The organism is Pseudoalteromonas pernae, from assembly GCF_039831865.1.
GTDB classification, from domain to species: Bacteria; Pseudomonadota; Gammaproteobacteria; order Enterobacterales; family Alteromonadaceae; genus Pseudoalteromonas; species Pseudoalteromonas pernae.
The window spans coordinates 66,692-91,811 of record NZ_JBDODM010000006.1 but is presented as its reverse complement, the minus strand read 5'-3'; the positions used below and the strand labels follow the sequence as shown (position 1 = coordinate 91,811).

Sequence of the window (25,120 nt, the reverse complement as noted above, 5' to 3'; positions counted from 1 at the left end):
TTACACTCTTTTAAAAATTAAAGACGTGTTGATACCACCAAATGCGAAGTTATTACTCATCACGTAATCACAGTGCATTTCACGCGCTGTAGTCAAATAGTCTAACGGTGCGCATTGCTCATCAACCTGGTCTAAATTAATCGTCGGCGCGAACCAATCATCTCGCATCATCTCAATACTCGCCCACGCTTCAATCGCGCCACAAGCCCCTAGAGTGTGCCCGAGGTAACTCTTTAAAGAACTGATAGGCTTACTGCCTAGAGCATTGTATGTGGCGTGCGATTCAGCAATATCGCCTCGGTCTGTAGAGGTACCATGAGCATTAACATAACCGATTTCATCTGCGCTTAGTTGCGCATCGGCCAACGCCATTTCGATGGCAACTTGCATGGTTTCGCTGGTTGGTTGAGTGACGTGTTGGCCATCAGAGTTACAACCAAATCCAACGAGCTCAGCCAAGATAGTTGCTCCACGTGCTTTGGCATGTTCATATTCTTCCAACACAAGTGTACCTGCGCCTTCACCGATAACTAGGCCGTCACGATCTGAGTCGAAAGGTCTTGGCGTTGCCTTGGGTGTATCGTTTTTGCAGCTAGTAGCATACAAGGTGTCGAACACCGCGGCCTCGGTGACACACAGCTCTTCGGCACCACCGGCAACCATTACTTTCTGACGCCCATACTTAATCGCTTCGTAGGCATAACCAATTCCTTGAGAACCCGAGGTGCACGCAGAACTGGTGGTGATCACGCGACCTTTTAGGCCAAAAAACACACCAATATTCACAGGTGCGGTGTGAGCCATCATTTGAATGTAGCTAGTTGCCGTTACACCCGTCATTTGCCCTGTTTTCATCATATCTGCGAAGGCAATCAATGGCGGCGTCGAGCCGGTTGATGAGCCATATGCCACGCCTGTATCACCATTGGTGAGTGAAGGATGATCCAGTAGTTGCGCCTGCGCGAGTGCACGCTCTGTCGCCACAGTCGACATTAAGGCAACACGACCCATTGAGCGCACCATCTTGCGCTTGTAATGACTCGGACGTTCGAAATCTGTGATGGGTGCCGCTAATTTGGTGTTTAAATCGCTAATATCATGCCAATTCGGCATTTCTTGTACGGCGTTTTCACCTCGCTCGAGCGCCGCTCTAAAACTTTCCCAGTTATCTCCAAGCGCCGTAATACACGACATCCCAGTAACAACAACTCGTTTCATTATACTAGTCCGCCATTCACTGAAATAACCTGACGAGTGATGTACGCTGCCGAGTCTGATGCTAAAAACGCCACAGTAGCAGCCACTTCTTGCACGCTGCCCATTCTACGCATTGGTACATGCTCAAGTAGCATCTTGGTATCTAAGTCTTCAGTCATCTCTGTAGCAATGAGCCCAGGCGCGACGCAGTTTACGGTAATTTTGCGCTTTGCTAGTTCAAGCGATAGCGCCTTTGTGGCGCCGATAATACCCGCTTTAGCGGCACTGTAATTCACCTGACCACGGTTTCCGGCAATACCAGAAACAGAAGCAAGGGTAATAATTCGGCCACCTTTGCGCGCGCTTACCATTGGCATCACAAGGGGACGAACAACATTGTAAAAACCATCGAGACCTGTGCTAATGACAGTATCCCATTCATCATCGGTCATCGCGGGAAACGCGGTGTCACGTGTCACGCCAGCGTTGCACACAACACCGTAATAAGCGCCATTAACTTCAATATCGGCTTCAATAGCCGCCTTGGCACCTTGACGGTCGGTCACATCAAAAACCAATAAATTAACTGCGCGGCCCAAAGCTGTAATTTCTTGTGCTACCTGCTCCGCAAGTTCTACTTTAGAGCGACAATGTAAAGTAATATCAAAGCCTTGTTGAGCCAACTCTAGTGCTACAGCTTTACCAATACCTCGGCTTGAGCCAGTTACTAAAATACGTCTACTCATTGGTTTTCCTTTATAAATTTCATTGGATCAGCAGGTTGGAATACGTTTATTTTTGCTTCGACGATGCACGTTTCCTGATGCATAATTTTACATTCAAATACACTTAGCCCAGACTCATCTTGAATCAGCTTTTCAACATGTACTTCTAGTACCCAGTTGTTATGGAAAAATGGCTGATGACAACGGATTTTGCGGCTTCCAAGTAAAAAACCTATCTTTATATCCCGTTGACTATCGAGATCATGGGCACCTGCATAGGCGGCAATGGCTTGAGCCATATATTCGCTACCGATATAACTAGGCACCCCCTCACGTTGGGTATCGTAAAAGGCACTTTGCGGCGTAATTGTGACACGGCACTGAGCCGTGCTTTCATCAAAAGCAATCAGAGAGTCAATGAGCACCATGGGATCACGATGGGCGATCAATGCAGACATATCGATATCAAGCATCGACTTCTCCGAGAATAAGACAGGCGTTGTTTCCGCCAAAGGCAAATGAGTTACTCATACAAATCTTTGGTTTCTTTATTATTTCTTTTTGAATTATGTTTATGTTTTGCAGCGAATCATCAAGTGGGTAACTGCCTTGTTTGGGTAGCAACAAGGGTAAGTCCACCGCTAAACGCTGCTGCTCTATCAGGAGCCAACAAATCGCTGCTTCAATGGCGCCAGCAGCCCCTAATGTGTGCCCGGTCCAATGCTTCGTCGAGCTAACAGGAACATCACATCCTAACACACGGGCAATCGCCTGCGCTTCCATTTCATCATTCTTAGGTGTAGCAGTACCATGAGCGTTAAGGTAATCAACATCCTGCGGTTTAATTCCTGCATCGGCTAACGCCTGATGCATAGCACTTTGCGCCCCCTCTCCAGTAGGTTCTGGGGCGGACATATGATACGCATCCGAACTGGCCCCGCAACCTATCAATGCCGTACTGGCATGCCCAAGTGAACGCTCTTTGCTCATTACAAAGATAGCAGCGCCTTCGCCAATGTTAATACCATCTCTATCCGCGGCAAAAGGACGACACAGCGCTTCGCTCGTAGAAGCGAGTGCAGCAAAGCCATTTACCGTTAGTTGGCACAAACTGTCTGCACCTCCGCATATCACCACATCAGCGAGGCCCGCCTCTAGCATACCCTTAGCGCTACTTAGTGCCTTTGCGCTCGAACTACACGCAGTCGAAATGCTATAAGCCAAGCCCTGTAGGCCTAACCTTGCTTTGATGTACTGAGCAGGTGCATCCAGTGCTTGGTGGTGATAGTGATACCCTTGTGGCCACACTTGGGTGTTATCACCCTCATTATTGCTCTTACCCGCCTGAGCCCTTTCCGACCGAGCCCGTTCAGTCCGAGCCCTTTCTGCCCGAGCCCTTTCCGACCGAGCCCTCTCACCGTCGTAAATATCCGCTGTGCTGGTGCCCATAACCACCGCGATGCGCTCTTTAGGATATCGTGCAAAGACCGCTGCCAACGTTGGCTGGAGTTGCGTAAGCGCTAAATCGATAATCTGGTTATTGCGTCGGGTAGTATTAAGGTCAACACCAGCCACTTTACCTACAAAAGGGTCGCAGCCTGTGTGACTCAACCCTGTGTTTTGCGTTAACGGCTGATTCGACGCACTCGCAAGCGCTTCAAGATGGGCTGATTTAGTGGTTCCTAAGGCACTGACGATCCCTACATCATTGAGCCAAGCCTTCATGGGATTACCTCTTCGAATCGTATTTCATAATCACGTAATTCATTTTTAAGCACTACGGCGTTTTGTTCATAAGTGATTGTCATAATCACTCGCTCATCATCAAGGACTTCTCGAACCTGTCCGCGAGGGCTTAAATATTCATTGATCTTGGCACCTTGAAGATGCGCTTGCAATTGCGTAGCTGACCAATGCACTAGCTGGATGTCGGCTAAAATATACTGTGGGTTTAACCCAGCTAGGTCGACAAACTCTTTTGCCTGAATTCCATTAACCTGGTCGAAAGTGAGGGTCAAAACAGGAATCCCCACCGCCGTCATAACAGCCAAATTCACTTTGCCATTGTCGTCAATAGCGAGTTGGCTCAACAAAGTTTTACTGCTGCCACCACGCGTCACATACATGCGTTTTTGCCATTGATTACCAAGAAGTTCAGCGCTTGGTGCACTGAGAGTTAAGCTTGTCGCTGGCTGAAAATACACAGTTTCGCCAGTTTGCTTGTGCTCGATGGCCGCACAACCACTTATAAACAAGATGACAAGCAGCAAGATTGCGCGCATTAACTCGGCTCCATTTTGCAAAGTTGAGCCAATACATTTAATCGACGTTCACTTTGCACTACATAGGGGTTTTCAACGTCCCACGCATAGCCTGCTAGAATTGCACTTATCATGCGGCGAATATCTTGCCCTTGGTGTGGGTAAAATATGACATCCTGAAAGCGAGTGTCGTACCATGCGTTTACAAAGGTTTTAAAACATTCAACGCCCTGTTTTAACGGCAACGCGAATTGCGTTTCAAAGTCAGCATCCTCGCCTTTGAGGTAAGCATCAACCACAGGAGCAACCAAAGACGCTGATTTTAGTGCGATAGTCACACCCGATGAAAACACCGGATCGAGAAATTCGCCGGCATTACCCAGCAGGGCAAATCGCTTACCATACAAGCTTTTAACATCCGCGGAATATCCACCAAGGGTTTGCACTTCGTTGATAGGCTGTGCTTGGGCTAATACCTGAGCAAGATTGGGCTCTTCTTTGACTCGCTTCCATAAGTTTTCAGAGGCACTGAGGTTATCATCAAATAATGTTGGTTCCCCGACAACACCCAGACTCGCTGTGCCATCTGAAAACGGGATCAGCCAGTACCAAATATCCCGGTGCTGTGGATGCACACTGATCAGAATTTTATCTCGGTCAAAACGCTCATCAATAATGCCGTCTTGGATATGACAAAAATGTGCGGTCCGTGTTGGTAAACTTGATGGCTTTTCCAGCTCCAGCAAACGCGGTAATACACGTCCAAACCCACTAGCGTCGAGCACAAAGCGAGTCTCGAGTTCGTAGTCCCCATCACTGGCGCTCACACTTAAGGTTACGCCTCTTTCGTGCTCCACAAAGCCGGTAACGCGATGGCCATATCGAATATTTACACCTTGCGCTGCGGCAGTATCGGCAAGTAGTTTGTCAAAAGGTGCACGTTTTACTTGGTAAGTTGTGCCACGCCCTTGAGTAAATTTATCCGTGAAATCAATGGCTGTATCAACACCATTGTGGTGAAACGCAGCGCCATTTTTAAACTGAAAGCCACACTTTAGCGCATGCTCATCAATGACCTTATCCATGCCAGCTTCGGCTAAAAAGTGCATACATTGCGGCAACAGGCTCTCGCCTATTGAAAAGCGCGGAAAATGTTGCCCTTCTAGCACCGTGACTTGCCACCCTTTTTGCTGTAATAACGCGCTTGCAAGTGCACCGGAGGGGCCAGCACCGATAACCACTATGTCCGTTGTGGAATCATTCTTGTTCATTTTTATTCTCGATACTCAGAGGCGCCAAAATATAAACAACAATCAAGCCTACCAATACGGCGGCACCAAACTGGCTTATTGCTGGGGTTTTTGAAAATATTAGCATGGCAAACACAGCCAACGATGACAGTGCTGATAAACTGATTGCCGCAAAGGTTTCGTTGCTGTAACCACCTTGGCGATAGAAAATAAAGTAATCGACCGCCAATGCCAAAACCAAAATAAGGCCAAGGGTGTGAAAAACGGAAATGGCGGCATTGGTGCTGATGAGCGTGACGATAAAAAACGCTGTCAGCGCTAACCACGCGCTCATTTTTACACCACTGCGAATGCCAAAACTGACCACAAAAATAATAAAGATCGCAATGAGCGCGACAAGCAAAGCCCAGTGAATGCTGCTATGAAAATGTGCCAGTATTTGGCTTAGTTGTGCGGCGACATCAACAACAGCGCAGTTCTGTAATTGAGCACACGTTTGCGTTAGCAATAAGGCATCTGCGCCGGAAACATTCATCAGCGAGTATACTTTACCTTGCGACTCAACAGGTAAAGGCAAGGTTGCAGCCAACGGTCCCGACAAAAACACATCAAAACTCAGAACTGCAGGGTTTTGTGTGGTGATGTTTTGTCCGGTGAACTGCGTAATGGGCGAAAACACTTCGGTTTTGATTGCTTGATCATACAAGGCTAATGACGCTTTTTGCCGCTGTTCACTCGGTAATAGCGAGCTCAGACCATAGGTTTTTGCATTGCTCGGAGCTAATGAATCAATGAGCATTTCCTCATTAACCAACAAGTCTTGAATATCATCACCTTTGACGATCACGCGATGGCTTTGAGCGCCACCACTTAAATAGCCTCCATGAGCAATTTGAGCTGCAATTAGTGATTCACTACTGGCATTAAAACTGGCGATTGAATCATTCAACTTGGGCGGATTCAAAACCCAAACAACAACACACAGCGCAGTGATAACAACCGCCAACGCCTTGGCATAGCGGCGAATACTGTGCTGCCAACCGATTGCTTTGTGGGCTACTCGGCTAATGTGAGGTCTAAGAGTGACATTAACGCGCGCTGATGGTAAACAAAAACGTACGAACACCCAGGCGGCCAACAAGCCAGCAACGACAAAAATGGCAACATCTTGTAGCAGTGCCATCGGCGCTGTCAAAAAGCACAAATAACCAATACTGGTAGAGCAAAGTGCCAGAAGTAAACCGCGTTGAAGCGCAGGCGAATACCCGCATGGTTGCTCACTCTTGTGCGCCATAGCATGGAAAGCGTAATCAATCGCCACTCCTATTAAAGTGGTCGCGAACACTAAAGTGAGCAAATGAATTTCATTACGTACTAGCCAAACAGCAAGAACACCTGCCAAAATGGCGCTGACAACCGTTAGGGAGCTTATCCAAAGCGGTGCCATACCCCGCAAGAATATCAACACAAACCCCGCCAAAAGCAGGACACTAATCGCGCCAAAACGGTTCATTTCCCATTTTGCTTGCTTGGCATTTTCAGCATTGTGGAACAACACACCGGAGTAGAGAATTTCAACGCTTTTGTGGGTATTTTTTATCGCTGAGATGGCTGATTTGATAGCATCAGCTAATGCTATTGAACCGGTGATGGAGTCGCCGTGAACAGGACTGTCGGCGATTAGCACCCACACGGGCTCACCCGTTTTCTCGCGTGCTTGCAATTTACCATCAACCAAGGTCAATGCCTGCGCACTTCCCAGTGTACTGACAAAACTATAAGTCGCCAAAGATGGGTCTTCGCCAACACTGTTGCTTAACCAAGGTGAGGATGTTTGTGTCAGCTGACGGGTAAAATATTCACTGAATTTGACTGGATTAGCTATCGCTTGGCGGTAAGCTTGGCTCATCAGCGCACCTTGGTAAGGCGTATAAAAATCAATAACTTGCTGCAAGTCAGCTTGGTGTTCTTGTATAACAACGTCGAGTTGCTCGAGCGCTATTGCTAACTCTGTATAAGCCTGATGCGCATTGTCGCCCGTGATTGAAAACACAAGACGCGATTGTTGGCCCGCCAACAGTACTTTTTGAGCCCGATAAAAATCTACGGTAGCGGCGTGTTCGTTATTCGCCGATGAGCTACCCAGAATCGCCAGCATGTCACTTTTTATACTGATGGGCTTAAACTGCGCCAGCGCAATAATCGCAGCAGCTAGCAACAGCGGAAACAGCGCCAACAGAGCAACATGAAAGCGAGAGTTCATGACGATTAACTATCCGGTGTTAAGGTAATTTCAGTTGATGTGCCATTGCCTTCGTACAAGCCAATGAACACGACATTGCGTGCCTGCGCACAACTAACGAAATGACTGAATATTGATTGCAACTCTGCAGTTTTCGGCTCCAATTGCACACACTCAAGTGACTTTTCAGACAGAGGCTCAGGGCTGGGAATCAATTGAGAGTTAAAAAATTGCGCCAAGGCTTGTTCGTCCTGCGCCAACAAGGCCGGTAATAACGCACCGTATGGGCCCGTTTGCACTTGCGCTGTATATTCACCATCAGCTTGGCGCTCATATACGCCCGTTGCGTCAATTTTAAGCTGCGACTCAATGGGGGTAATCGTATGCCACACTAATTGCTCATCTTCTAGAGAGTATTGCCCAGTGCTTACGAACGCTTGTTTAAAACCTGCGAACAATTTGCTTTGTTCGAATCTGCCTGAGTCAGCATGAGCACACGTTGATATGGCCAAAGCTAAGAGAATAAGAAGCCGCTTCATTCAACCACTCCTTTGAGCTTATCAAGCAAAATTTGTGGCGAGACATATTGCATTTCTTTGCTTACTGGGTCGACCGCAACCTGAACTGTGTAGGCTTTAGTTAAGCGTTTGTTGGTCTTAGCATCGAAGATGATGTAATCAATCTTCAAGCGAGTTTCATATTCTTTGAGGTACGCCTCGACACGAATAGTCTGGGTAAAAACAGCGGAATCAATGTATTTAATACGCATATCAACGATGGGCCAAGAATACCCCGACTCCACCATTTGCAAATAATCATAATCAAATTTACGCAGCAATTCACAACGCGCCACTTCGAGGTAGCGCGCATAATTTCCATGCCACACAATGTTCATGGGATCGCAGTCGTGAAATGGAATTTCAATTTCTACCGCTGCACTCAACAGCGCATTTTTATTATTCATATAAATCCCAACGTTGCTGCACGATATAATCAACGGTTGTGCGCAATGTGTGCTCAAGAGGTCTGTCCTCTGTGAGGTTATCAAAATATCCACAGATATCGCTATACATTGTGCGAATATTTTCACTTAAACCATGCTCGTTCACTTCGCCCTGCTTGATGCGGATGCGTAGGCCTTGCACTGCTGCTAACAGCGTGCACGCCAACACCTGTTCGGTGAGTTCAAGCACGCGCATGCAGTCTCGCGCAGCAATAGTGCCCATGCTTACCTTGTCTTGGTTATGACATTCTGTTGAGCGCGAGAACACACTTGCTGGCATCGTTAATTTAAGCGCTTCGGCGGTGAACGATGATGCACCAATTTGCACCGCTTTAAAGCCGTGATTGATGTAGCGGCGGGTGTCATCAGCGTCACTCAAATTACTGGGTAAGCCATTGTTATATTTAGTATCGACTAACGATGCAATTTGACGGTCCGCTAGATCAGCTAAATTTGCCACGGCAGTTTTCATACTATCCATAGCCATAGCGATATGGCCACCATAGAAATGGCCGCCATGCAGCACGTGTTCGCCTTGGCCGTCGATGATGGGGTTATCATTGGCAGAATTCAGTTCGTTTTCAATGAACTGGCGTAACCAAGGTAAAGAGTCAGCAAGCACACCAATCACATGCGGTGCGCAACGAATCGAGTATCTATCTTGCAAACGCTCAGCGTTACGCGGATGACTATGATGATTAAGGTCTTCACGTATCCACGCAGCGACTTGTTGTTGGCCAGCATGCGGTTTCACCGAAAAAAGAATTTCATCAAAATGGTGACTATTACCTTTGAGTGCCAGCGAACTCAACGCGGTGATTCGTGTAGCTAGTTTGTGCAGGTAATTTGCTCGGTCATAGGCTAAACATGCGACAGCGGTCATGACCGCCGTGCCGTTCATAATCGCCAAGCCTTCTTTTGGGCGCAAGGTTATGGGCGATAAGCCCACTTTCTCGAATGCCTCTCGCGAGGGCATCACCTCACCTTGGTAATAGACATCGCGCTCGCCTACCAACGCTCCCGCTACATATGATAGCGGTGTTAAGTCGCCACTGGCGCCTACTGATCCTTCTTGTGGGATCAACGGTAGAATGTCGTGATTGATCATGTCACGCAATAAGTGCAGCAACTGCCAGCTTACGCCGGAATATCCTTGCGTAAGCGAGGTTAAGCGTGTCGCTAAAATTGCTCGGGACTGGGCATTGGAGAAGTACTGCCCCAAACCACAACCATGGAAACGAGTTAGATGTAGCGGTAATTCTTTAACAAGGTCCAGTGGAATGCCCACAGTTACTGAGTCGCCATACCCTGTGGTTACGCCATAGATTACGCCTTCTTTTTCCAGCAGTTCATCCAAAAACGCGACCGCAGAATCAATTTTAATGCGCAACGCGTCGTCGTCGCTAATATTGGCTTTAACGTCCGTACGGGCAAATGCCACGATGTCTTCAATTCGAAGTGGTGTAGCACCAAAGGTTACTGTTGAATGGTTAGACACGAACTACTTCTCCTCGTTGCGCGTGCTCGATTCGTCACGCTGCCAAAAATCATAAAAATTAAACCACTGATACGGGTATTTAAGGGCCACTCGTTGCAACTCACTGACGTAGTCTTCAATCACCCGAGCCAACGCTTGCTGGCGAGTTTTACGGGGCAAAGAAAGACCGTCGCTATAGTGCGTGAATTGCACATCAAAACCCGACTCGTTGCGCATGCAAAACAGCCAATAAATCGGACACTCAAGCAAGGCTGCAAGAATAAATGGACCTTGAGCAAATGGCGCTGGCTGGCCCAAAAATGAGGCATAATGCACACGCCCTACTGCTGTTGTACTAGTACGATCACCCACGATAACAATAAACTCGCCCTGCTCTACTTTCGACTTTAACAAAATCGCTAAGTCAGGTCCCATATCGGTCACTTGAATTAAATTAACGCTGACATTAGGGTTTATTCGTTGCAAAGTACGATTAAATTCAACGGCATGATGGGTAAAAACCAGCACGTTGATGACGCTATCAGTGTGGCGCATTCCAAGGGCGCGACACACTTCTAAATTGCCCAGATGAGAGCCAATAAAAATAGCGCCTTGCTTTCGTGCAACCAAATCATCAAACAGATGTTGGTTAGCATAAGTGAGTGATTGCGGTGTAATACGTCCAAGCCATGCATCAATTTTATCAAAGGCGCTGTCAGCGAACGTGCAGAAGTGTTTCAAACCTGTTGTAAACCCTGGTTTGGCCAAGGATGCATCGAACGCATGTAGGTTCGTCCAATACTGATAGGAGGCTTTTCTCGCCGTTTTACCACTAACAAAAAAGTACAGCACCACGGGGAACATGAAAATCCACAGAATACGGCGACCAAACACTTTATACACACCCAATAAAAATTGCATGCCAAAATAACTGCCGCGCTCTTGCACTTTCGACCAATGGGTTTGACTCATTATCTCACCTTCGGACGTGCAAAAATAAGTTTAGGGATGCGCACTAACATTCCGAAGAACAGACGAGTATGGAGCCAGCTAATTTTTAAATTATCGTTAAGTGGCTGAAAGTGTGACACACCGTTTTCAGGATAAATTACTTGAGTCTCTACGAATTTACTCGCCGTGCCACGCCAATACATGCGCACCATGACTTCGATGTCAAAGTCCATGCGTTTACCCAGTTCGCAGCTATTAAATAGCTCAATACAAGGCGCAAGCGGATAAACGCGAAAACCACACATTGAATCTTTGATGGATAGGCTCAAGGTTTCAACCCAGACCCAAAAATGGGTGATATAGCGACTTAAATAACGATGCTTTGGTACCGACTCGTCATAAACAGGGCGGCCACTAATAATGGTATTTGGGTACTTCTTTGCACAGTCAATTAAACGCGCAATGTCTTGCAAACAATGTTGGCCATCCGCATCAACTTGCAGCGCATGGGTATAGCCTTGGGCGAATGCCCATTTCAGCCCCGTTTGCACCGCCCCACCTTTACCTTGATTGTACTCATGACATACCAAAGTTAAGTTGTCATAACGCTGTGCCAAAGATGAAAAATGACGATGCGCCTGCTCGTTACTGCCATCATCCACCATGACTATGTCAAAGCGCTCAGCACTGAGCTGGGCGATGACATCATCGATGGCATGGGTGTGGTTATAGTTTGGGATAACAACGCACAACTTCATGGATAATTAACTCGCGACCACAACACGGCCACTGGCATGTTGACCTTTATTAGACTGGTAACTGAAGCTGAATTTGTCTTCTTTTTTCTTTGTTAGTGTCAAAGTTAGCTCCAGTTCAGGTGTCATAACAACTTGAAATTTAAGTACTTCAATGTCTTTTACGTCACCTTTGATGGCTAGATATTTTCGTGCGTATTTTACTGCCCAATCCAATTGCACGACACCAGCAAGGATAGGCGCGCCAGGAAAATGACCTTTAAAATAATCTAAATCAGCCCCAAGGAAGAGCGTCAAAACAACTTCATCCTCGTTATGCGACACGTCGAGGATCTGTGGCTCAGTGAGCACTAAGTCAGACAAAATATTGCTCCAATTCGCTATACACCAGTTTACCCTGGCTATTGTATGGCAACTCACTCACGTAGCGCCATTTTCGCGGTATACATACCGCCTCAAATTCTAATGACAACCACTGCTTTAATGCACTGGACGTTTCTTTATTAGTCGTCGCAGAGTTGGCATCGTGTGTAAGTTCAACTAAGGCCCCTAAGCGGCCGGATTGCAATTGCACTATGACACAATTAGCGACGTTTTCATGGGCATTTAAACGTTGCTCCATCCCTGCAAGGTTTACTCGTTTCTCTGCGACTTTAACGGTTCTATCAGCTCTTCCTGTTAACACAAAGCAACCGTCGCTCAATACCTTGCCGGTATCATCAAGAGCGCGTTGTGGCTCTTCAATTAAAGGGGAGCACAGTAACAACGACGTGACACCTTGGCTAACACTTACCCCTGAAAATGGCTGCCATGGCGTCAATTCTTTACTGACCACATCACGATAACCAATGCCGCCGGTTTCTGTACTTCCGTACACTTGCGTTACACCCAACTCCAATTGCGCAAAAAGAGTCATTGCGTCGTCGTCTTTCAGCGGACCACCAGAAGAAAACACTTTGCTAATTCGCTCGCGTACGGGAATCAACACATTGTCTTGGGTTAGACGCGATAACTGCGCAGGCGATGCCACCATAAACCAGGTGTTATAGCCGCTTACTCTCTTTGCAAGATGTTCAGGATATTGATAGGTAGTTACTTCGAAGCGATGCCCATAACGCAGTGGCCACAATAATTTAAACAGCAAGCCATAGATGTGCTGGTGCGAAACCATAGCGACAAATTCAGCTTCAGCGTTTGTGGTAAAGGTGCTTTCCAGTGTTGCCAGTTCAGTGTTTATCGCTCGCCAAGTTTTACCAATTGCTTTAGCAGGGCCAGTTGAACCCGATGTAAAAAACACCAACTCGCCAGCCCCTACTTCAGCGCAAGGCCAATACAATTGCTCAGGATGAGTGTGTTCGTCTGAGTACTCGTCAATGAGTACCATTTCACTGGGTAAATCTTCGAGCACTTCTCCGCTGTAAAATGGCGAGAGGTTGGCGAGGTCTCTCAATGTTTGAGCTTGGCAATTAGGTGGTAAGATAACATCCACGTCGAATTGCCCCAGTGCGAGCAAACGCGTTGCAAATTCGAGACTGTCGCCATGCCACAGAATCACTTTTGAGCGTTTCGGGAGGTGTCGATAATGTGCGGCATAGGCACGAACCTTATCAAGCAAAAATGCTTTATCTATCGCCCTACCATCACGACTCGCGGGATACTCGACGACTATTTCATCTAACTTATACAAGGCGGCCCTGCCTCTTTAACCAATACCGATAAACAAACTCACCACCTGCTAAGCTACCCATTAACACATAGGCAATGAAGCCATTGTATAAAGTCCATAACTGCACATCGTTAAGGTATACGGTGTAAGTCGCAACAAGCATGTTTATGACGAAAAACACACACCAAATTTGCGTGACTTTGCGCGTATATCGCACCCCTTGTTCACTCAAATTAGGCTCTTGCAACCGCGCAAAACGCTCCACCATACTTTGCTTTTGGAAAAGTGAAGCAAAAAACGTGAGCGCCATGATGATGTTGACCATCACTGGGTACAGTTGTAACCACTTGGGCTCATCTGCGAGCGCGGCGCTTAAAACAACAAGCAAGCCAAAGGCTGAAATTGGAAGTATCCAATTACCTATCGCGCGATTTTTAAATGACAGTAACAGGCGCGTGGCGAGTAACGCCACGAGCACCCACGCAACTTGTTGTTCGTAACCATGGCTGAGACCCACGTACACCAATACTGGATAAGCCAACAAGGCGATGGATATCAGCACATTAATAATGCCTTTTAGCATTATTAGTTTACGAGTTGCTCTACTTGGTTGACCACATCAGCAACAGTTCTCACCTGTTTAAACGCTTCTGGTTCAATCTTTTTGCCTGTGATTTCTCGCAGCTTAACGACTAAATCAACCGCGTCGATGCTGTCTAGGTCTAACTCTTCATATAAATTAGCATCCATAGAGATATCGTCAGCGTCAATTTCAAAGTCGTTCTCTAAAATGCCACGTAATACGTCGTAAATTTCAGCAGCAGTTTTCATGTTGTGTTCCACTAATTAAGCGTTATTTCGCGATTGTTCAATAAACTCAGCCAATGCATTGATGGAGGCAAAGTGAGCTTTCGTTTGTTCTGAATTGGCATCGATTTTCACGTCGAATTCTTTTTTAATCGCCAATCCTAATTCCAAAGCGTCAATACTATCTAGACCTAAACCATCAATGAAAAGCGGTTCTGCGTCGTCGATATCTGATACTTCTACATCCTCTAAGTCGAGGCTTGAAATGATTAGTTTTTTTAGTTCTAGTTTTAAGTCGTTCATAAGTTAGCTACTTGGTTTTGAAAGTAATTCTCTAAATATTTCGTTAGATTACGTGACTGCATACTCAACGGCTCTTGCTGGTTATGATCCCACGGTTGTGGTTGCTCTTCAGCTATCGCCATTGAAAAATGCGCCTTAGTCGGGGCTACTTTGTACCACGGTGTCCCTTTGGTCAATGTGCTCGGGCGCATGGTGATCAATACGCTGGTTATTGGCGACGCGCATCGTATAGCGATATTGGCCGCGCCTCGCTTAAACTTTTGTAATCGACCTAGGTGAGAGCGCGTCCCCTCAGGAAAAATAATGAGGTTATTTCCCTGTCCCAATGATTTACAACAATCTTGTAAAAGCCCCTCGGGGTCGGCGTTACTGATGTACCCTGTGCTCTTAATCACCCCACGCATAAAGGGGTTTTTAAATAAGTGTGCCTTAACAACGCAGTCAGCACTAGGGATTGCAGCAATAAGTACAACGACATCAATCAGGCTTGGATGATTTGCGAGAATTAATTGGCCTTTCAACTTCTTAAATTCATTCGGGTTTTCAATATGAAAGCCAATCACCCCTAGTGTGTTCATTACACCCACGAAAAAGCGAAAGGTATTGTGCACTAGGTGGCGTGCCTTTCGTTGTCGAGTCTCAAGGTCTCTGGATAAAAGTCGTTGGCACGGCAAAACAATCGTACTTAGTATGATGCCACCGACACCAAATAATGCGAAACAAAAGCCTGTTGCCACAACGCGCCAGCAGTAATTCAACTTACTAGCCATGACTAATACGCCAAGTATCAATCACAAGGTCGCTTTTGTGAGTCAGTGCATATGCCAGTTTTAGCGATGACACGAGACTAGATTGGGGCTCTTGCCGCGCTGTCTGCTGTAGTTCAAAACCGTCAGAATTTAGCGGTTTCTCTAGAATAAATGCAATGCAATGGTCACATTGAAGCTCGTCGGCAAACTCTTTATATAGGTTAGGAAGCTCGCGGTCAGCATGAATGATCATCACCTTGTCAGTCACACCACTGTGAAGCTGAATGTAGGCCTCGCACAAAGCACTGGATAAGGAATCCATCCCACCTGCAATCGCGGTAATGGGCGCTTTATTGTTCGTCAAAATTGATAACAGGCCCACGACGGCGTTATGCACAGATAAGCCGAACTGTGTAGGTGAAAGAGGTTCGTTCTCAACAAGCTGCTCGAGCAAATCTGACGTTTTATGTAAATCGCCATGACGAGAAGAAAATACGATTGGAATTGGCTCTTCGTTAGGGTTAACACTGTGCGCACAGCTTAAAATCATTTTAGCGAATTGACTTAATCGACGACGTTGCATAGGTTTTACCCAGCTCACATCAATCGCCACCAAAGCATCCACAACACGCTGAATGAGATCATTTAATTCATTATTATCTGAACAAGTTGGCGAGACATACAGAGCCAACTTTTCGACAGCACACTTCATTGCCAAAAGTCCGTTTACCCTTAAGGCGCAAATAGTAATGGATTGTAAAAAAAATAGCAAAAAGAGCCGGTACAATTAACCGGCTGTTAAGTTCAAAAATGTTAGTTAGCGTCTAATTAGACTAATTTAACGTCATTTTCTTTAATTATTGCAGGCGTTACGTCACCAACTAGGTGCTCAGTGGCCACTGATGTGAGTAATTCAAGACCTTGCTTTTGCTGCGCATTGCTCAATGGTACATAAGGAAGGCGGAATACTGGCTTTACAGCCCCTGTCATCGCCAGCGCCGTGTTGATAGCAATCGGGTTAGGTTCGCAGAATAGCCAATTCATCAACGGAACTAGCTGTTTGTTGAGTTCGGGTTGTGGCTTTGCCATCAAAGAGCAAAACAACTCTGGAATTAAGTTTGAAGTAACAGAGATAACCCCATGGGCACCGTGCTCATGACAAGCATCATGTGCTTCATCGTCATTTCCTGACCAACATGCAATACCATCAAGCTCATATTGAGCGATGCGCTCGTTACCACCACACTCTTTCATACCTATAAAGTGCTTATGTGAGGCAATGTTAGCGATGAAATCGGGCGTTAAATCCTGACCTGTACGTCCAGGGACGTTGTAAATAAACGCAGGGCCTATATCCAATACACGATTAAAATGCTCGAGCAAACCCGCCTGTGACGTACGGCCATAATACGGATTAATTTGCAGCGCAGCATGCATTCCCGTTGCGAACCCGTATTCAGTCGCTTTAATTGCTTCACGTGTATTGTTACTGCCGGTGTTACCGATAATCACCAAGCGCTGTGAAAAAGATGACACGCTGTGAGCGATGAGCATTAAGTGCTCTTCCCAGTTCATTAACTGCCCTTCGCCGGTTGTTCCGCCAACAACAATCCCTTCAACCCCAGCTGCTATTTGGCGCTCAACAAGCTCATCGAAGGTCTTAAGACAGATTTCACCGGCATCATTGTATGGCGTTTTTATCGCTGTTATGACACGAGCTTGTCTAATTTGCTCCATTGTTCGCATGTGTTCGCTTCTCTTGTTCGATGTTTTTCGTAATTTAACCATATTCAATGCTCAATTCCGAGCAACAAAAGGATAAATAATAATGCTATATGAATGATATTAACCTCTTGCAACTTAATTTGAATTGAACCACAATAACTGTACATTTATACAGTTGTTATAAAATTATGCATTTACTGGATTATTTAGAGCAATATTTTTACCGTGAAGATCAAGTCTGCCAGCTGTTAGGGATCACCCATGATCAGCTTGAACATTGGCAACATCTTTGTATTTTCCCGCAGCCTAGTTACAGCTTAGAAAATAAAATCCAATGTCATTCTGTTCAAGGTATTTTTGATTGTCAGGTGTTTTGGCAGTACTACCCTATTGCTTGCGTTGAATGGGGCAAGCAGTTAGATAAAGCCAATATCACAAGTGCTAGCGTAGCATTCAACCTATTTGCTCAGCGCGCGCAACAAGCGCTTAAAATACTCATAGACCAAGAACTCTATATCGATGAGAGTTATGTTGAAGACTTAGAAGAGCATTTAACGCATCTATGGCAACAATATTTAAGTGGGCAATTTGGTACGCAAACCAAACAGGGGCAAATAGAAGAAATCATCCAAATGGACGCCATTAAATATAGTTTGGACACTTTGACCGAGGGCTTTTCTTTGACTTCTTTAGATACAACACAAAGAAAGAAGGTACACCCACTGCTGAAGGTGTTTTCAAAGGCCATTATTGATCCGCCAAGTCATGAGTACAGCCACTCCTATAGAGCGAAATATTTGGATAAACTGGTGATGAAGTACGACCTATCTCTTAAGAAATAATGACAATACCCAAATTAAACACAAAATAGCACCAATATTGGCAAAAACACGCTGCATTACTTTACGATAGCCCATGTGAAGCATACACTGAATGTATATGATAAATATGGGTAAAAGATAACTTTGTGCGTCTAATTATACTCACATTATGGCTTGTTGCTCTGCATCCTTTTAGTAACGTGTATGCCAACGAAACTGATACAAAACCAGCACTCAAAGTGCATTTTGTGAACCCCGGTCATCAATTTGAGAACTCGACAGGGTTGTTTTGGCGCAATGTTTCCATCGCCATGGAAGCAGTTGCTGCAGACCTAGATATTCAACTCACCACTAGCTATGCCAACCGAAACCACATCTTGATGAAAGAGCAATTGCTCACTGCACTGCAAAGTGATGCTGATTACCTTGTGGTAGTCGATGAAAAGAAAGCAGTCACACAACTACTTAAACAAATAGACAAGGTAAATAAGCCGCTGCTGTTTATATTCAACGCTCCGGATGATGACGTCCTCATCAAAAAACCGAAGTGGCTTGTAGGATACATAGCACCGAATAATTTTGACGCGGGATATAAGCTGGCTCGCACCTTGTATAACGCATCGCTCAGTCGTTATTCTCAAGACGCTACCATCAACATGTTCGCATTGTACGGTGACCACTTAACGGATTCAGCGATTAGCAGGCAACATGGTCTGGATTTATTTTTGCGTCAGCATCCGCAAGTAAAGTTAGTTCATAGCGATGTTGCTAATTGGTCCAAAAGTGAAGGCTTTCGAAAAAGTTTAGGGGTACTCAATCACAGTAAAGAAATTAATGTAATTTGGGCTGCAAACGACCCTATTGCCAGCGGAGCCTTACTCGCAGCGCGCAAAGTTCGCCCCGAAGACGTGCCAGTTGTTGGTGGTGTAAATTGGGATAAAATTGCCGATAATGAGCGTGCTGAAATATCAGTTGGTGGGCATGTACTACTTGGTGCGGCTGCGCTGATCATGCTGTTCGATTCGCACACCGACAACAAAGCATTCGCCACTGACAGTAATTTTGAAATTTTCGAACCCAATAACGAAGAGTTTCATGAATTGATTGAGACAATGCACAACAATGAACTAGGAAAAATCAATTTTACAAGGTTCAGCTCAACACACCCAGATACGTGGCAATTCAGCCTGCAGAATCTCGCTAAATGCTTAAAAGAAGGCTGCTAAGGCGCACTAAGATTTAAATCGCTCGGTAGTATGTGAAGCCATACTACCGAGCGCTGCAACCTTGGCCTATTTTCCAAACAACAATTCCCAAAAGCCGGGAGGCTCGTGCAGTTTATGGTAGTCTTTGCGCAATACATCAATCTTGGCTAACGCCTCTTTTGCTGCATCTAACTGCTGATTCTGTGCCAAAGAACGTGCGATTTCCACTTGCTCAAACACTTCATCTAAGCCTTTTTGCGACTTCTGAGCTTCATTCTTAAACTTAGCTTGTTGAGCTTGTGAGAGGTAATTTTCAAATTGCGACAGTGCCGATAACATAGCTTCAGCTGAGTCAGCTTTCACGGCGAGTTTATAACTATGACCCATTTTTTTCATGACCGCTTCAAGATCAACATCTTGTTGCGCCATTGCTGAGTTCATTGTTACCACTGAAACAATGAAGCCGAACAAAATAGCATATACGTTTCGCATCGCTGGTATCTCTTAGTTCAAGTTGGCGCTATTGTACCGCAGCAATGCCAACACACAAGGGCACTGTCATCCCCCTTTACACAAGATACTATTATTCATCCAACTTGGTTGGCCAAGTATTCGGTTGCGCGTAACTTAAGCGTCCCAAGCGACTACCGAGGTGATAACCATCTAACCCTGTAACTGCGACTGTCTCGATAGCATTTAGATCAATGTGGCCATCGCTGCATAACGCCTCATCACACACAACACCATGTTCAATAGCACCCACTAATAAAATGGTGCCGTTTTCTTCAATAACCTGTTCTCTGACCAATTTAACTGCGTATTTTGCCAAGCTTTCTTTAACAAACGGCGCAGGACACTCGCCAATAAATTCAGGCTCTAGACCAACAGCATTAAATTCACTTTCACAGCGGTCATATTTAGCTGATGTTTGATGAGCGGCTTGCCAGAAGCGGTGGTTTACCTGATTAAGTGTGAACCACCCCGTTTCACGGATGTTTGCTAAGGTGTGGCGCTCGACCACATCGGGGCGCATAATCATAGCAATCAGGGGAGGATGCGCTCCCAGATGCACAACAGAGCTAACTATCGCCAAATTGTGTCGCCCTTGTGTGTCGGTAGTCCCAACAAGGTTTGCACTTTTGTAACCTGATAGGCTATTTACAAAGTGTGCTCGATACCGCGAAGGCATGGCATCAATATCTTTTTTACTAAACTGCATACTGCTCTCTTTATCTTACGCTAAAAAGGAATGGGCTTTTTGTTCCAGTCGTAAAAGCCACAATCGGGAAGGATTGAATGATCCATGCTCAATGACACCAAGTTCTCAGCAACGAACTCTGGGGAGAATAATTTTCCCTCGGGTACGTTTTTTTGAAAAGGCTTAGACAATTTTGAATCTGTCGTCCCTGGATGAAACAACAAGAACTTACATTGTTTGTGAGTACGACGAATTTCTATTGCGGCTGTTTTAGTTAGCATATTCAACGCCGCTTTTGAGGCCCTGTAACTATACCAACCTCCAAGTCTGTTATCACTGATACTGCCAATGCGCGCGCTCAATAACGTAACCACAGACTCAGAACCTTTGGGCACAAGTTTGGTGACATTCATTAACCACCACATAGGCGTGACAGTGTTGCACTGCAACACCTCGTAAAATGCATCTTTACGAAAACTAGTTATTGATTTTTCGGGTGAAATTGACTCTGTGTGGAGAATACCGTTGAAGATATAAATATGTGACAACTCATGTCCGTCTCGACGCATGCTGTCGCACCAAGCAGAAATAGACTCCTCACTGTAGTGCAGTTGGGTGTGGTTATTACGATTGAGCATTGTACGGCTAATACTGAATACTTTAGCCCCTGCTCCCTCAAGTTTTTCAATCAGCGCTTGTGCGATAGCGCTTGATGCCCCTACTACTAATATCGACTTCATGACTCATCACCACGTCGACATGATTGCTGACAATGCTTTGATGATATCAAGCCCGAAATCTTCGTTCTGTGCTTGGCAAACATGCGATAAAAGAAGTCAGCAATGACTTTGATGACTGGCGCTCGAAGGACATTAAGCCATGCCATCCTACCCACACAATTCCATGCAGCGACATTAGCATCAAGCCCTAACAGAATGTTTCCCTGTGCATCAATTGCGTGCAACACGGCTTGAGCATCAGAGTAGGAAATGTGTGGGTACTTTGATAACTGTGCTTGATCATTGATGTCGACAAACGATATGACGTTGTTCACATCATGACCTTTGAGTGCAGCAATTTCACGAGCACATAACGGACAAGCTCCGTCATAAAACAATGTAAGCATAGATTCCTCCTAAGAATCATACGCTTCACCACTTTATGTCGATCAAAAAAAAGCCCCTAGCGTTCGCTAAGGGCTTGGTGTGCTCACAAGAGCAACTATCAGTTAACTGGCGTCACGTAGACTGGCGTCTTGAGAATCTGCACGAGAGCCATCAGGGCGTAGCAGGTTCATATCAAAGTCGAACTCGTCTACACGAATTGCAATCTCACGCTTGCGGTTGTAATCAACCAAGGATGCATATTCAGTCGCATCTATGATGCTAGCTGCAAGTGCGTTGTCTAGCGTTTGCTCGAAACGTACACCAGCACGAATTTGCTTAGACTTAATAGCCTTGCGAACCTTCGCAAGACCGTCAAGATTCGCCAACTTGGCTTTGTAAGCTTGCTCATTAATATCATGACCGTCACCTGGTGTCGGCTTCACTAGATGCGTCAGCTGCTTCTTAATCGCCGTGTCTAATTGCGCTTGATGTGCAAGCTCTCTAACTAGATCATCGCTGATGGTTGGCATTTTATAGCCATACTGCCATGTCAGTACACGCATGAATTTACGCGTGCCAGAAGCCGGGAAGTTATCAAGGAAGCTATGCAATGCTTGCTCTGCTTGTTGCAACGCCCAACGCGTAGCATAGTGGAAGTATGGTGCAGCTTCGGAGCGATCTGCACTACTTACTTTCTGCTCGTAGTATTTGATTGATGCCATCGCTGCATACATGTAGCTCATCACATCACCTAGACGTGCTGATAACATCTCTGCTTGCTTTAACTTGCCGCCCAACACCAATAATGAGAAATCTGCATATACAGCTAAGCGTGAAGACAACTTGTGTACAGCCTTTTCGTACTGACGCACTTCCGCTAGGCTTGATGCACTCGGAGCAGTGAATGGCAATAAACCATGCTTAAACGCACGCAATGCGTTCGCTGTGCTGTAGCCCACTGTCTTGCGCAGGATACGGTTAAATGTCGCGTCGGCATCCTTTTCTTGCGAATGGATAGACTCAACCATGCTCTGTAAGTATGGGTGACAACGCATCACGCCCTGACCGAAGATCATTAGGTTACGTGTTAGGATGTTTGCACCTTCAACTGTGATTGCAATTGGCTGCGCGACAAAACCTGTCGCTAAGGTATTTTGAGGACCGCGTTGAATCGCTTTACCTGCTTGAATATCCATTGCAGAGTTCAACACATCGCGGCCAATTTCAGTCATGTGATATTTAGCAATCGCGGTGACCACTGAAGGCTTTAAGCCCATACCTAGACCTTCGGTTGTAAGCACACGCATTGCTTCTTGAAGATACGTTTTACCCGCAATGTCAGCAAGCTTCTCTTGAATCCCTTCGAATTGACCAATTGCTAAGCCAAACTGCTCACGCACCGCTGAGTATTCAGCCGCGCCTTTAAAAGCAACTTGTGATACGGAAACGCCCAATGCTGGCAGTGAAATACCGCGACCGGCGCCCAAACAGCTAACCAACATCTGCCAACCGCGACCAATGTTCTTCTGGCCACCGATGATGAAATCCATCGGAATAAATACTTTCTCACCGCGCGTTGTGCCGTTGTAAAAACGCACGCCCATCGGGTCATGGCGATTACCAAGCTGCACACCAGGGTGATCATGTGGAATAAGTGCGCAAGTAATACCTAAATCTTCTTTGTCGCCGAGTAGCTTATCCGGGTCTTGTACTTTAAACGCAAGACCCAGTACTGTGGCGATAGGCGCTAAAGTGATGTAGCGTTTGTCCCATGTCACTTCAAGACCTAATACCGTTTCGCCGTTAAACTCACCTTCTTTCACCACACCAATATCTGGAATACCACCAGCATCAGAACCCGCCTCAGGGCTAGTTAGCGCGAAGCAAGGAATGTCGCGACCATTCGCCAAGCGTGGTAGGTAATGGTTTTGTTGCTCTTCAGTACCATAGTGAAGCAATAGCTCACCTGGGCCTAATGAGTTTGGCACCATAACGGTTACTGCAACTGCAGAAGATTTTGTAGAAATCGTTGCTACGATTGTTGAGTTTGCATAAGGGCTGAACTCAAGACCACCGAATTTCTTAGGAATAATGAGCGAGAAAAAACGCTCTTTTTTAAGGAAATCTAAAATGTGCTCAGGTAGGTGAATACCTGCTTGGATTTCTGATTCATCGATCATCTCCAATAGCTGCGCTACCGGACCATCTAAAAATGCTTGCTCCTCTTGACTCAACGTTGCCGCAGGGACGTCGCGTAATGCTGCGAAATCAGGTTTACCACGGTAAATTGAGCCTTCTAGCCAAACATCACCCGCGTCTAACGCTTCTTGCTCTGTGATTGAAATACTAGGAAGGACTTTCTTTAATTTTGTACGTAAGCTCATAACCAACTCATCTGACCAGTTAATATACCCCATATTACGGCATAAAAATTTGAATAGATCAATTGGTCCAACCAGTTTTTTTAACAGAAAATTTATACCCTGTTTGCGTCACCACGCTCAAACAGTTGAATTTCCTGCTTTTGAGCGTACACGTGTACGCAAAAATAATTTTGGATTTTTTTGTATCAAACGGTGAGATTGACGCTGGTAATTGCTTGGTTGCTACACGAAGCTGTAATTATTTTTGCCGGACTGCTTTACGCGATACATAGCTTCATCTGCTTTGGAGCGCAATTCTTGAGCGTTGATGGCATTGTCAGGAAATATAGCAACACCAATACTCACTCCTACAGCCAAGGAATGCCCATTAAATTGAATAGGTTTGCGCACCTGAGTAATCAATCGTTGGCAAAGCGAATGCACAGGCTCCACGTTTTGCATATTAGGTAAGATAATCAAAAATTCATCACCACCAATGCGACAGCAAGTGTCAGTATTGCGAATCATTTCATTAAACCTTTGCGCAACAGTGACTAACACGGCATCCCCGGCATCATGACCAAAGGTATCGTTAACTTGCTTAAAACCATCTAAGTCTAAGTACAAAAGAACCGATTTTGTCGCCGTTTGTTTGGCAAACTCAATCGCCTCTTGTAAGCGATTTTGAGCGATGTTCAGTGTCGGCAGTGAAGTTAGTTTGTCGTAATTTGCGAGGTGTTCATTTTGCTTGTTTTGGATATACAGCTCATACGTTTTTTGTCTTTGTTTGCTTTTGAGCTCACTGGTTGAGTGGATCAATATTAGCGTCACCAACACTGCAGGAACCATGGAGGTGATCCAACCTACCGCAGAATGATTATGCGACGTCGCAGCTTCGGAGATGGACATAATCCCCGTCACGAGCAGTGTCGCAACGATGGTAAGTAATAATACAAATAAGAAGGTGATTTTTAATGCTCGTGCTCTGCCCCACACCTCTGCGCAGAAAAAACCACACACTACGACAAACACAAACGCATTGCTCGCCAGACCAAACGAGGCTGCTCCACACACGCCAACGACTATAAATGAGATGGCTATAACCCAAGACTTTGTCTCAAAGCGTAGTTTTTTTCTGGAAAAGTAGCACAGCGCAAGAATCCCACCAATGGCTGTATTTATAAGAAAAATTGGTAAAAAACCAATGGTCAACCATTTGTATACTGACAGAGGTAGCACTATGGCAACGAACACAAACAAACCCGCTAACACTCTATCAGCAAATTCTGCCTTTAATTTCGCGGATTCCATTTTGA

28 protein-coding genes are annotated in these 25,120 nt (G+C 45.7%); 2 read left to right on the top strand and 26 right to left on the bottom strand.

The annotated features are described in order from the left end of the window. The 20 genes from V1358_RS14425 to dapA form a co-directional block, all read right to left on the bottom strand. Positions 1-1,218: a beta-ketoacyl-ACP synthase gene (locus V1358_RS14425; protein ID WP_347393977.1), complete on the bottom strand. Its 1,218-nt coding sequence runs from the start codon at positions 1,216-1,218 to the stop codon at positions 1-3. Next, positions 1,218-1,943, bottom strand: coding sequence for a 3-oxoacyl-ACP reductase FabG (gene fabG / locus V1358_RS14420; RefSeq protein ID WP_347389973.1), 726 nt, complete (start codon positions 1,941-1,943; stop codon positions 1,218-1,220). Before fabG ends, V1358_RS14425 begins: the two co-directional genes overlap by 1 nt. Then, on the bottom strand, positions 1,940-2,395 hold the full coding sequence (locus V1358_RS14415; RefSeq protein WP_347393976.1) for an ApeP family dehydratase: 456 nt from the start codon (positions 2,393-2,395) through the stop codon (positions 1,940-1,942). The genes fabG and V1358_RS14415 overlap by 4 nt, the downstream gene beginning before the upstream one ends. Next, positions 2,388-3,647, bottom strand: a complete 1,260-nt coding sequence (locus V1358_RS14410; protein WP_347393975.1) for a beta-ketoacyl synthase N-terminal-like domain-containing protein — start codon at positions 3,645-3,647, stop codon at positions 2,388-2,390. The genes V1358_RS14415 and V1358_RS14410 overlap by 8 nt, the downstream gene beginning before the upstream one ends. After that, entirely contained in the window at positions 3,644-4,204 is a 561-nt protein-coding gene (locus V1358_RS14405) for a DUF3261 domain-containing protein (protein WP_347393974.1), read from the bottom strand. Before V1358_RS14405 ends, V1358_RS14410 begins: the two co-directional genes overlap by 4 nt. After that, positions 4,204-5,454: an NAD(P)/FAD-dependent oxidoreductase gene (locus V1358_RS14400; protein ID WP_347393973.1), complete on the bottom strand. Its 1,251-nt coding sequence runs from the start codon at positions 5,452-5,454 to the stop codon at positions 4,204-4,206. The genes V1358_RS14405 and V1358_RS14400 overlap by 1 nt, the downstream gene beginning before the upstream one ends. Then, on the bottom strand, positions 5,441-7,696 hold the full coding sequence (locus V1358_RS14395; protein WP_347393972.1) for an MMPL family transporter: 2,256 nt from the start codon (positions 7,694-7,696) through the stop codon (positions 5,441-5,443). Before V1358_RS14395 ends, V1358_RS14400 begins: the two co-directional genes overlap by 14 nt. A 5-nt stretch (positions 7,697-7,701) precedes the next feature. Continuing rightward, positions 7,702-8,214, bottom strand: coding sequence for a LolA family protein (locus V1358_RS14390; RefSeq protein ID WP_347393971.1), 513 nt, complete (start codon positions 8,212-8,214; stop codon positions 7,702-7,704). Further along, positions 8,211-8,639, bottom strand: coding sequence for an acyl-CoA thioesterase (locus V1358_RS14385; protein ID WP_347393970.1), 429 nt, complete (start codon positions 8,637-8,639; stop codon positions 8,211-8,213). The genes V1358_RS14390 and V1358_RS14385 overlap by 4 nt, the downstream gene beginning before the upstream one ends. Next, positions 8,632-10,176 (bottom strand): HAL/PAL/TAL family ammonia-lyase, encoded by a 1,545-nt coding sequence (locus V1358_RS14380; RefSeq protein WP_347389981.1) that lies wholly within the window; start codon positions 10,174-10,176, stop codon positions 8,632-8,634. The genes V1358_RS14385 and V1358_RS14380 overlap by 8 nt, the downstream gene beginning before the upstream one ends. Positions 10,177-10,179: 3 nt before the next feature. After that, positions 10,180-11,127, bottom strand: a complete 948-nt coding sequence (locus V1358_RS14375) for a lysophospholipid acyltransferase family protein (RefSeq protein WP_347393969.1) — start codon at positions 11,125-11,127, stop codon at positions 10,180-10,182. Beyond that, a complete protein-coding gene (locus V1358_RS14370; protein WP_347393968.1) occupies positions 11,127-11,864 on the bottom strand; it encodes a glycosyltransferase family 2 protein in 738 nt (245 codons plus the stop codon). The genes V1358_RS14375 and V1358_RS14370 overlap by 1 nt, the downstream gene beginning before the upstream one ends. Positions 11,865-11,870: 6 nt before the next feature. Beyond that, positions 11,871-12,224: an ApeI family dehydratase gene (locus V1358_RS14365; RefSeq protein ID WP_347389984.1), complete on the bottom strand. Its 354-nt coding sequence runs from the start codon at positions 12,222-12,224 to the stop codon at positions 11,871-11,873. Then, positions 12,217-13,548: an AMP-binding protein gene (locus V1358_RS14360; protein WP_347393967.1), complete on the bottom strand. Its 1,332-nt coding sequence runs from the start codon at positions 13,546-13,548 to the stop codon at positions 12,217-12,219. Before V1358_RS14360 ends, V1358_RS14365 begins: the two co-directional genes overlap by 8 nt. Continuing rightward, positions 13,541-14,110, bottom strand: a complete 570-nt coding sequence (locus V1358_RS14355) for a COG4648 family protein (protein ID WP_347393966.1) — start codon at positions 14,108-14,110, stop codon at positions 13,541-13,543. Before V1358_RS14355 ends, V1358_RS14360 begins: the two co-directional genes overlap by 8 nt. A gap of 2 nt (positions 14,111-14,112) precedes the next feature. After that, the gene (locus V1358_RS14350) at positions 14,113-14,358 is read right to left on the bottom strand and encodes an acyl carrier protein (protein WP_347389987.1); all 246 of its coding nucleotides are present in this window, start codon (positions 14,356-14,358) and stop codon (positions 14,113-14,115) included. A 15-nt stretch (positions 14,359-14,373) separates the two neighbouring features. Then, the gene (locus V1358_RS14345; RefSeq protein WP_347389988.1) at positions 14,374-14,637 is read right to left on the bottom strand and encodes a phosphopantetheine-binding protein; all 264 of its coding nucleotides are present in this window, start codon (positions 14,635-14,637) and stop codon (positions 14,374-14,376) included. Next, positions 14,634-15,407: a lysophospholipid acyltransferase family protein gene (locus V1358_RS14340; protein ID WP_347393965.1), complete on the bottom strand. Its 774-nt coding sequence runs from the start codon at positions 15,405-15,407 to the stop codon at positions 14,634-14,636. The genes V1358_RS14345 and V1358_RS14340 overlap by 4 nt, the downstream gene beginning before the upstream one ends. Beyond that, positions 15,400-16,098 (bottom strand): beta-ketoacyl synthase chain length factor, encoded by a 699-nt coding sequence (locus V1358_RS14335; protein WP_347389990.1) that lies wholly within the window; start codon positions 16,096-16,098, stop codon positions 15,400-15,402. Before V1358_RS14335 ends, V1358_RS14340 begins: the two co-directional genes overlap by 8 nt. A gap of 116 nt (positions 16,099-16,214) precedes the next feature. Continuing rightward, entirely contained in the window at positions 16,215-17,132 is a 918-nt protein-coding gene (gene dapA / locus V1358_RS14330; protein WP_347393964.1) for a 4-hydroxy-tetrahydrodipicolinate synthase, read from the bottom strand. A gap of 167 nt (positions 17,133-17,299) precedes the next feature. Here dapA and V1358_RS14325 point away from each other — a divergent pair, with 167 nt between their 5' ends. Together V1358_RS14325 and V1358_RS14320 are read left to right on the top strand one after the other, a co-directional pair. Next, on the top strand, positions 17,300-17,953 hold the full coding sequence (locus V1358_RS14325; RefSeq protein ID WP_347389992.1) for a DUF6058 family natural product biosynthesis protein: 654 nt from the start codon (positions 17,300-17,302) through the stop codon (positions 17,951-17,953). A 125-nt stretch (positions 17,954-18,078) separates the two neighbouring features. Further along, a complete protein-coding gene (locus V1358_RS14320; RefSeq protein WP_347393963.1) occupies positions 18,079-19,158 on the top strand; it encodes a substrate-binding domain-containing protein in 1,080 nt (359 codons plus the stop codon). 66 nt (positions 19,159-19,224) lie between these two features. Here the strand turns inward: V1358_RS14320 and V1358_RS14315 are convergent, their stop codons facing one another. From V1358_RS14315 to V1358_RS14290, 6 genes are all read right to left on the bottom strand, one after another. After that, positions 19,225-19,629 carry a cytochrome b562 gene (locus tag V1358_RS14315; protein ID WP_347393962.1) on the bottom strand — a complete coding sequence of 135 codons (405 nt, stop codon included), beginning with the start codon at positions 19,627-19,629 and terminating at the stop codon, positions 19,225-19,227. 91 nt (positions 19,630-19,720) lie between these two features. After that, positions 19,721-20,356, bottom strand: a complete 636-nt coding sequence (locus tag V1358_RS14310) for a flavin reductase family protein (protein WP_347389995.1) — start codon at positions 20,354-20,356, stop codon at positions 19,721-19,723. A 20-nt stretch (positions 20,357-20,376) separates the two neighbouring features. After that, entirely contained in the window at positions 20,377-21,075 is a 699-nt protein-coding gene (locus V1358_RS14305) for an SDR family NAD(P)-dependent oxidoreductase (protein WP_347393961.1), read from the bottom strand. Further along, the gene (locus V1358_RS14300) at positions 21,072-21,461 is read right to left on the bottom strand and encodes a thiol-disulfide oxidoreductase DCC family protein (protein WP_347393960.1); all 390 of its coding nucleotides are present in this window, start codon (positions 21,459-21,461) and stop codon (positions 21,072-21,074) included. Before V1358_RS14300 ends, V1358_RS14305 begins: the two co-directional genes overlap by 4 nt. 102 nt (positions 21,462-21,563) lie before the next feature. Continuing rightward, positions 21,564-23,825 carry an acyl-CoA dehydrogenase gene (locus V1358_RS14295; protein WP_347393959.1) on the bottom strand — a complete coding sequence of 754 codons (2,262 nt, stop codon included), beginning with the start codon at positions 23,823-23,825 and terminating at the stop codon, positions 21,564-21,566. A 222-nt stretch (positions 23,826-24,047) separates the two neighbouring features. Then, positions 24,048-25,115: a diguanylate cyclase domain-containing protein gene (locus V1358_RS14290; protein ID WP_347393958.1), complete on the bottom strand. Its 1,068-nt coding sequence runs from the start codon at positions 25,113-25,115 to the stop codon at positions 24,048-24,050. Positions 25,116-25,120: the final 5 nt, after the last annotated feature.

Excerpts from the sequence above, each read along its gene's own strand:
- V1358_RS14370 (WP_347393968.1), bottom strand. The coding sequence starts at position 11,864 with ATGAAGTTGTGCGTTGTTATCCCAAACTATAACCACACCCATGCCATC.
- V1358_RS14335 (WP_347389990.1), bottom strand. The coding sequence starts at position 16,098 with ATGAAGTGTGCTGTCGAAAAGTTGGCTCTGTATGTCTCGCCAACTTGT.
- V1358_RS14295 (WP_347393959.1), bottom strand. The coding sequence starts at position 23,825 with ATGAGCTTACGTACAAAATTAAAGAAAGTCCTTCCTAGTATTTCAATC.
- V1358_RS14305 (WP_347393961.1), bottom strand. The coding sequence starts at position 21,075 with ATGAAGTCGATATTAGTAGTAGGGGCATCAAGCGCTATCGCACAAGCG.
- V1358_RS14405 (WP_347393974.1), bottom strand. The coding sequence starts at position 4,204 with ATGCGCGCAATCTTGCTGCTTGTCATCTTGTTTATAAGTGGTTGTGCG.
- fabG (WP_347389973.1), bottom strand. The coding sequence starts at position 1,943 with ATGAGTAGACGTATTTTAGTAACTGGCTCAAGCCGAGGTATTGGTAAA.
- V1358_RS14425 (WP_347393977.1), bottom strand. The coding sequence starts at position 1,218 with ATGAAACGAGTTGTTGTTACTGGGATGTCGTGTATTACGGCGCTTGGA.
- V1358_RS14300 (WP_347393960.1), bottom strand. The coding sequence starts at position 21,461 with ATGCTTACATTGTTTTATGACGGAGCTTGTCCGTTATGTGCTCGTGAA.
- V1358_RS14310 (WP_347389995.1), bottom strand. The coding sequence starts at position 20,356 with ATGCAGTTTAGTAAAAAAGATATTGATGCCATGCCTTCGCGGTATCGA.
- V1358_RS14410 (WP_347393975.1), bottom strand. The coding sequence starts at position 3,647 with ATGAAGGCTTGGCTCAATGATGTAGGGATCGTCAGTGCCTTAGGAACC.
- V1358_RS14390 (WP_347393971.1), bottom strand. The coding sequence starts at position 8,214 with ATGAAGCGGCTTCTTATTCTCTTAGCTTTGGCCATATCAACGTGTGCT.
- V1358_RS14350 (WP_347389987.1), bottom strand. The coding sequence starts at position 14,358 with ATGAAAACTGCTGCTGAAATTTACGACGTATTACGTGGCATTTTAGAG.
- V1358_RS14290 (WP_347393958.1), bottom strand. The coding sequence starts at position 25,115 with ATGGAATCCGCGAAATTAAAGGCAGAATTTGCTGATAGAGTGTTAGCG.
- V1358_RS14315 (WP_347393962.1), bottom strand. The coding sequence starts at position 19,629 with ATGCGAAACGTATATGCTATTTTGTTCGGCTTCATTGTTTCAGTGGTA.
- V1358_RS14375 (WP_347393969.1), bottom strand. The coding sequence starts at position 11,127 with ATGAGTCAAACCCATTGGTCGAAAGTGCAAGAGCGCGGCAGTTATTTT.
- V1358_RS14395 (WP_347393972.1), bottom strand. The coding sequence starts at position 7,696 with ATGAACTCTCGCTTTCATGTTGCTCTGTTGGCGCTGTTTCCGCTGTTG.
- V1358_RS14400 (WP_347393973.1), bottom strand. The coding sequence starts at position 5,454 with ATGAACAAGAATGATTCCACAACGGACATAGTGGTTATCGGTGCTGGC.
- V1358_RS14355 (WP_347393966.1), bottom strand. The coding sequence starts at position 14,110 with ATGCTAAAAGGCATTATTAATGTGCTGATATCCATCGCCTTGTTGGCT.
- dapA (WP_347393964.1), bottom strand. The coding sequence starts at position 17,132 with ATGCGAACAATGGAGCAAATTAGACAAGCTCGTGTCATAACAGCGATA.
- V1358_RS14345 (WP_347389988.1), bottom strand. The coding sequence starts at position 14,637 with ATGAACGACTTAAAACTAGAACTAAAAAAACTAATCATTTCAAGCCTC.
- V1358_RS14415 (WP_347393976.1), bottom strand. The coding sequence starts at position 2,395 with ATGCTTGATATCGATATGTCTGCATTGATCGCCCATCGTGATCCCATG.
- V1358_RS14385 (WP_347393970.1), bottom strand. The coding sequence starts at position 8,639 with ATGAATAATAAAAATGCGCTGTTGAGTGCAGCGGTAGAAATTGAAATT.
- V1358_RS14325 (WP_347389992.1), top strand. The coding sequence starts at position 17,300 with ATGCATTTACTGGATTATTTAGAGCAATATTTTTACCGTGAAGATCAA.
- V1358_RS14340 (WP_347393965.1), bottom strand. The coding sequence starts at position 15,407 with ATGGCTAGTAAGTTGAATTACTGCTGGCGCGTTGTGGCAACAGGCTTT.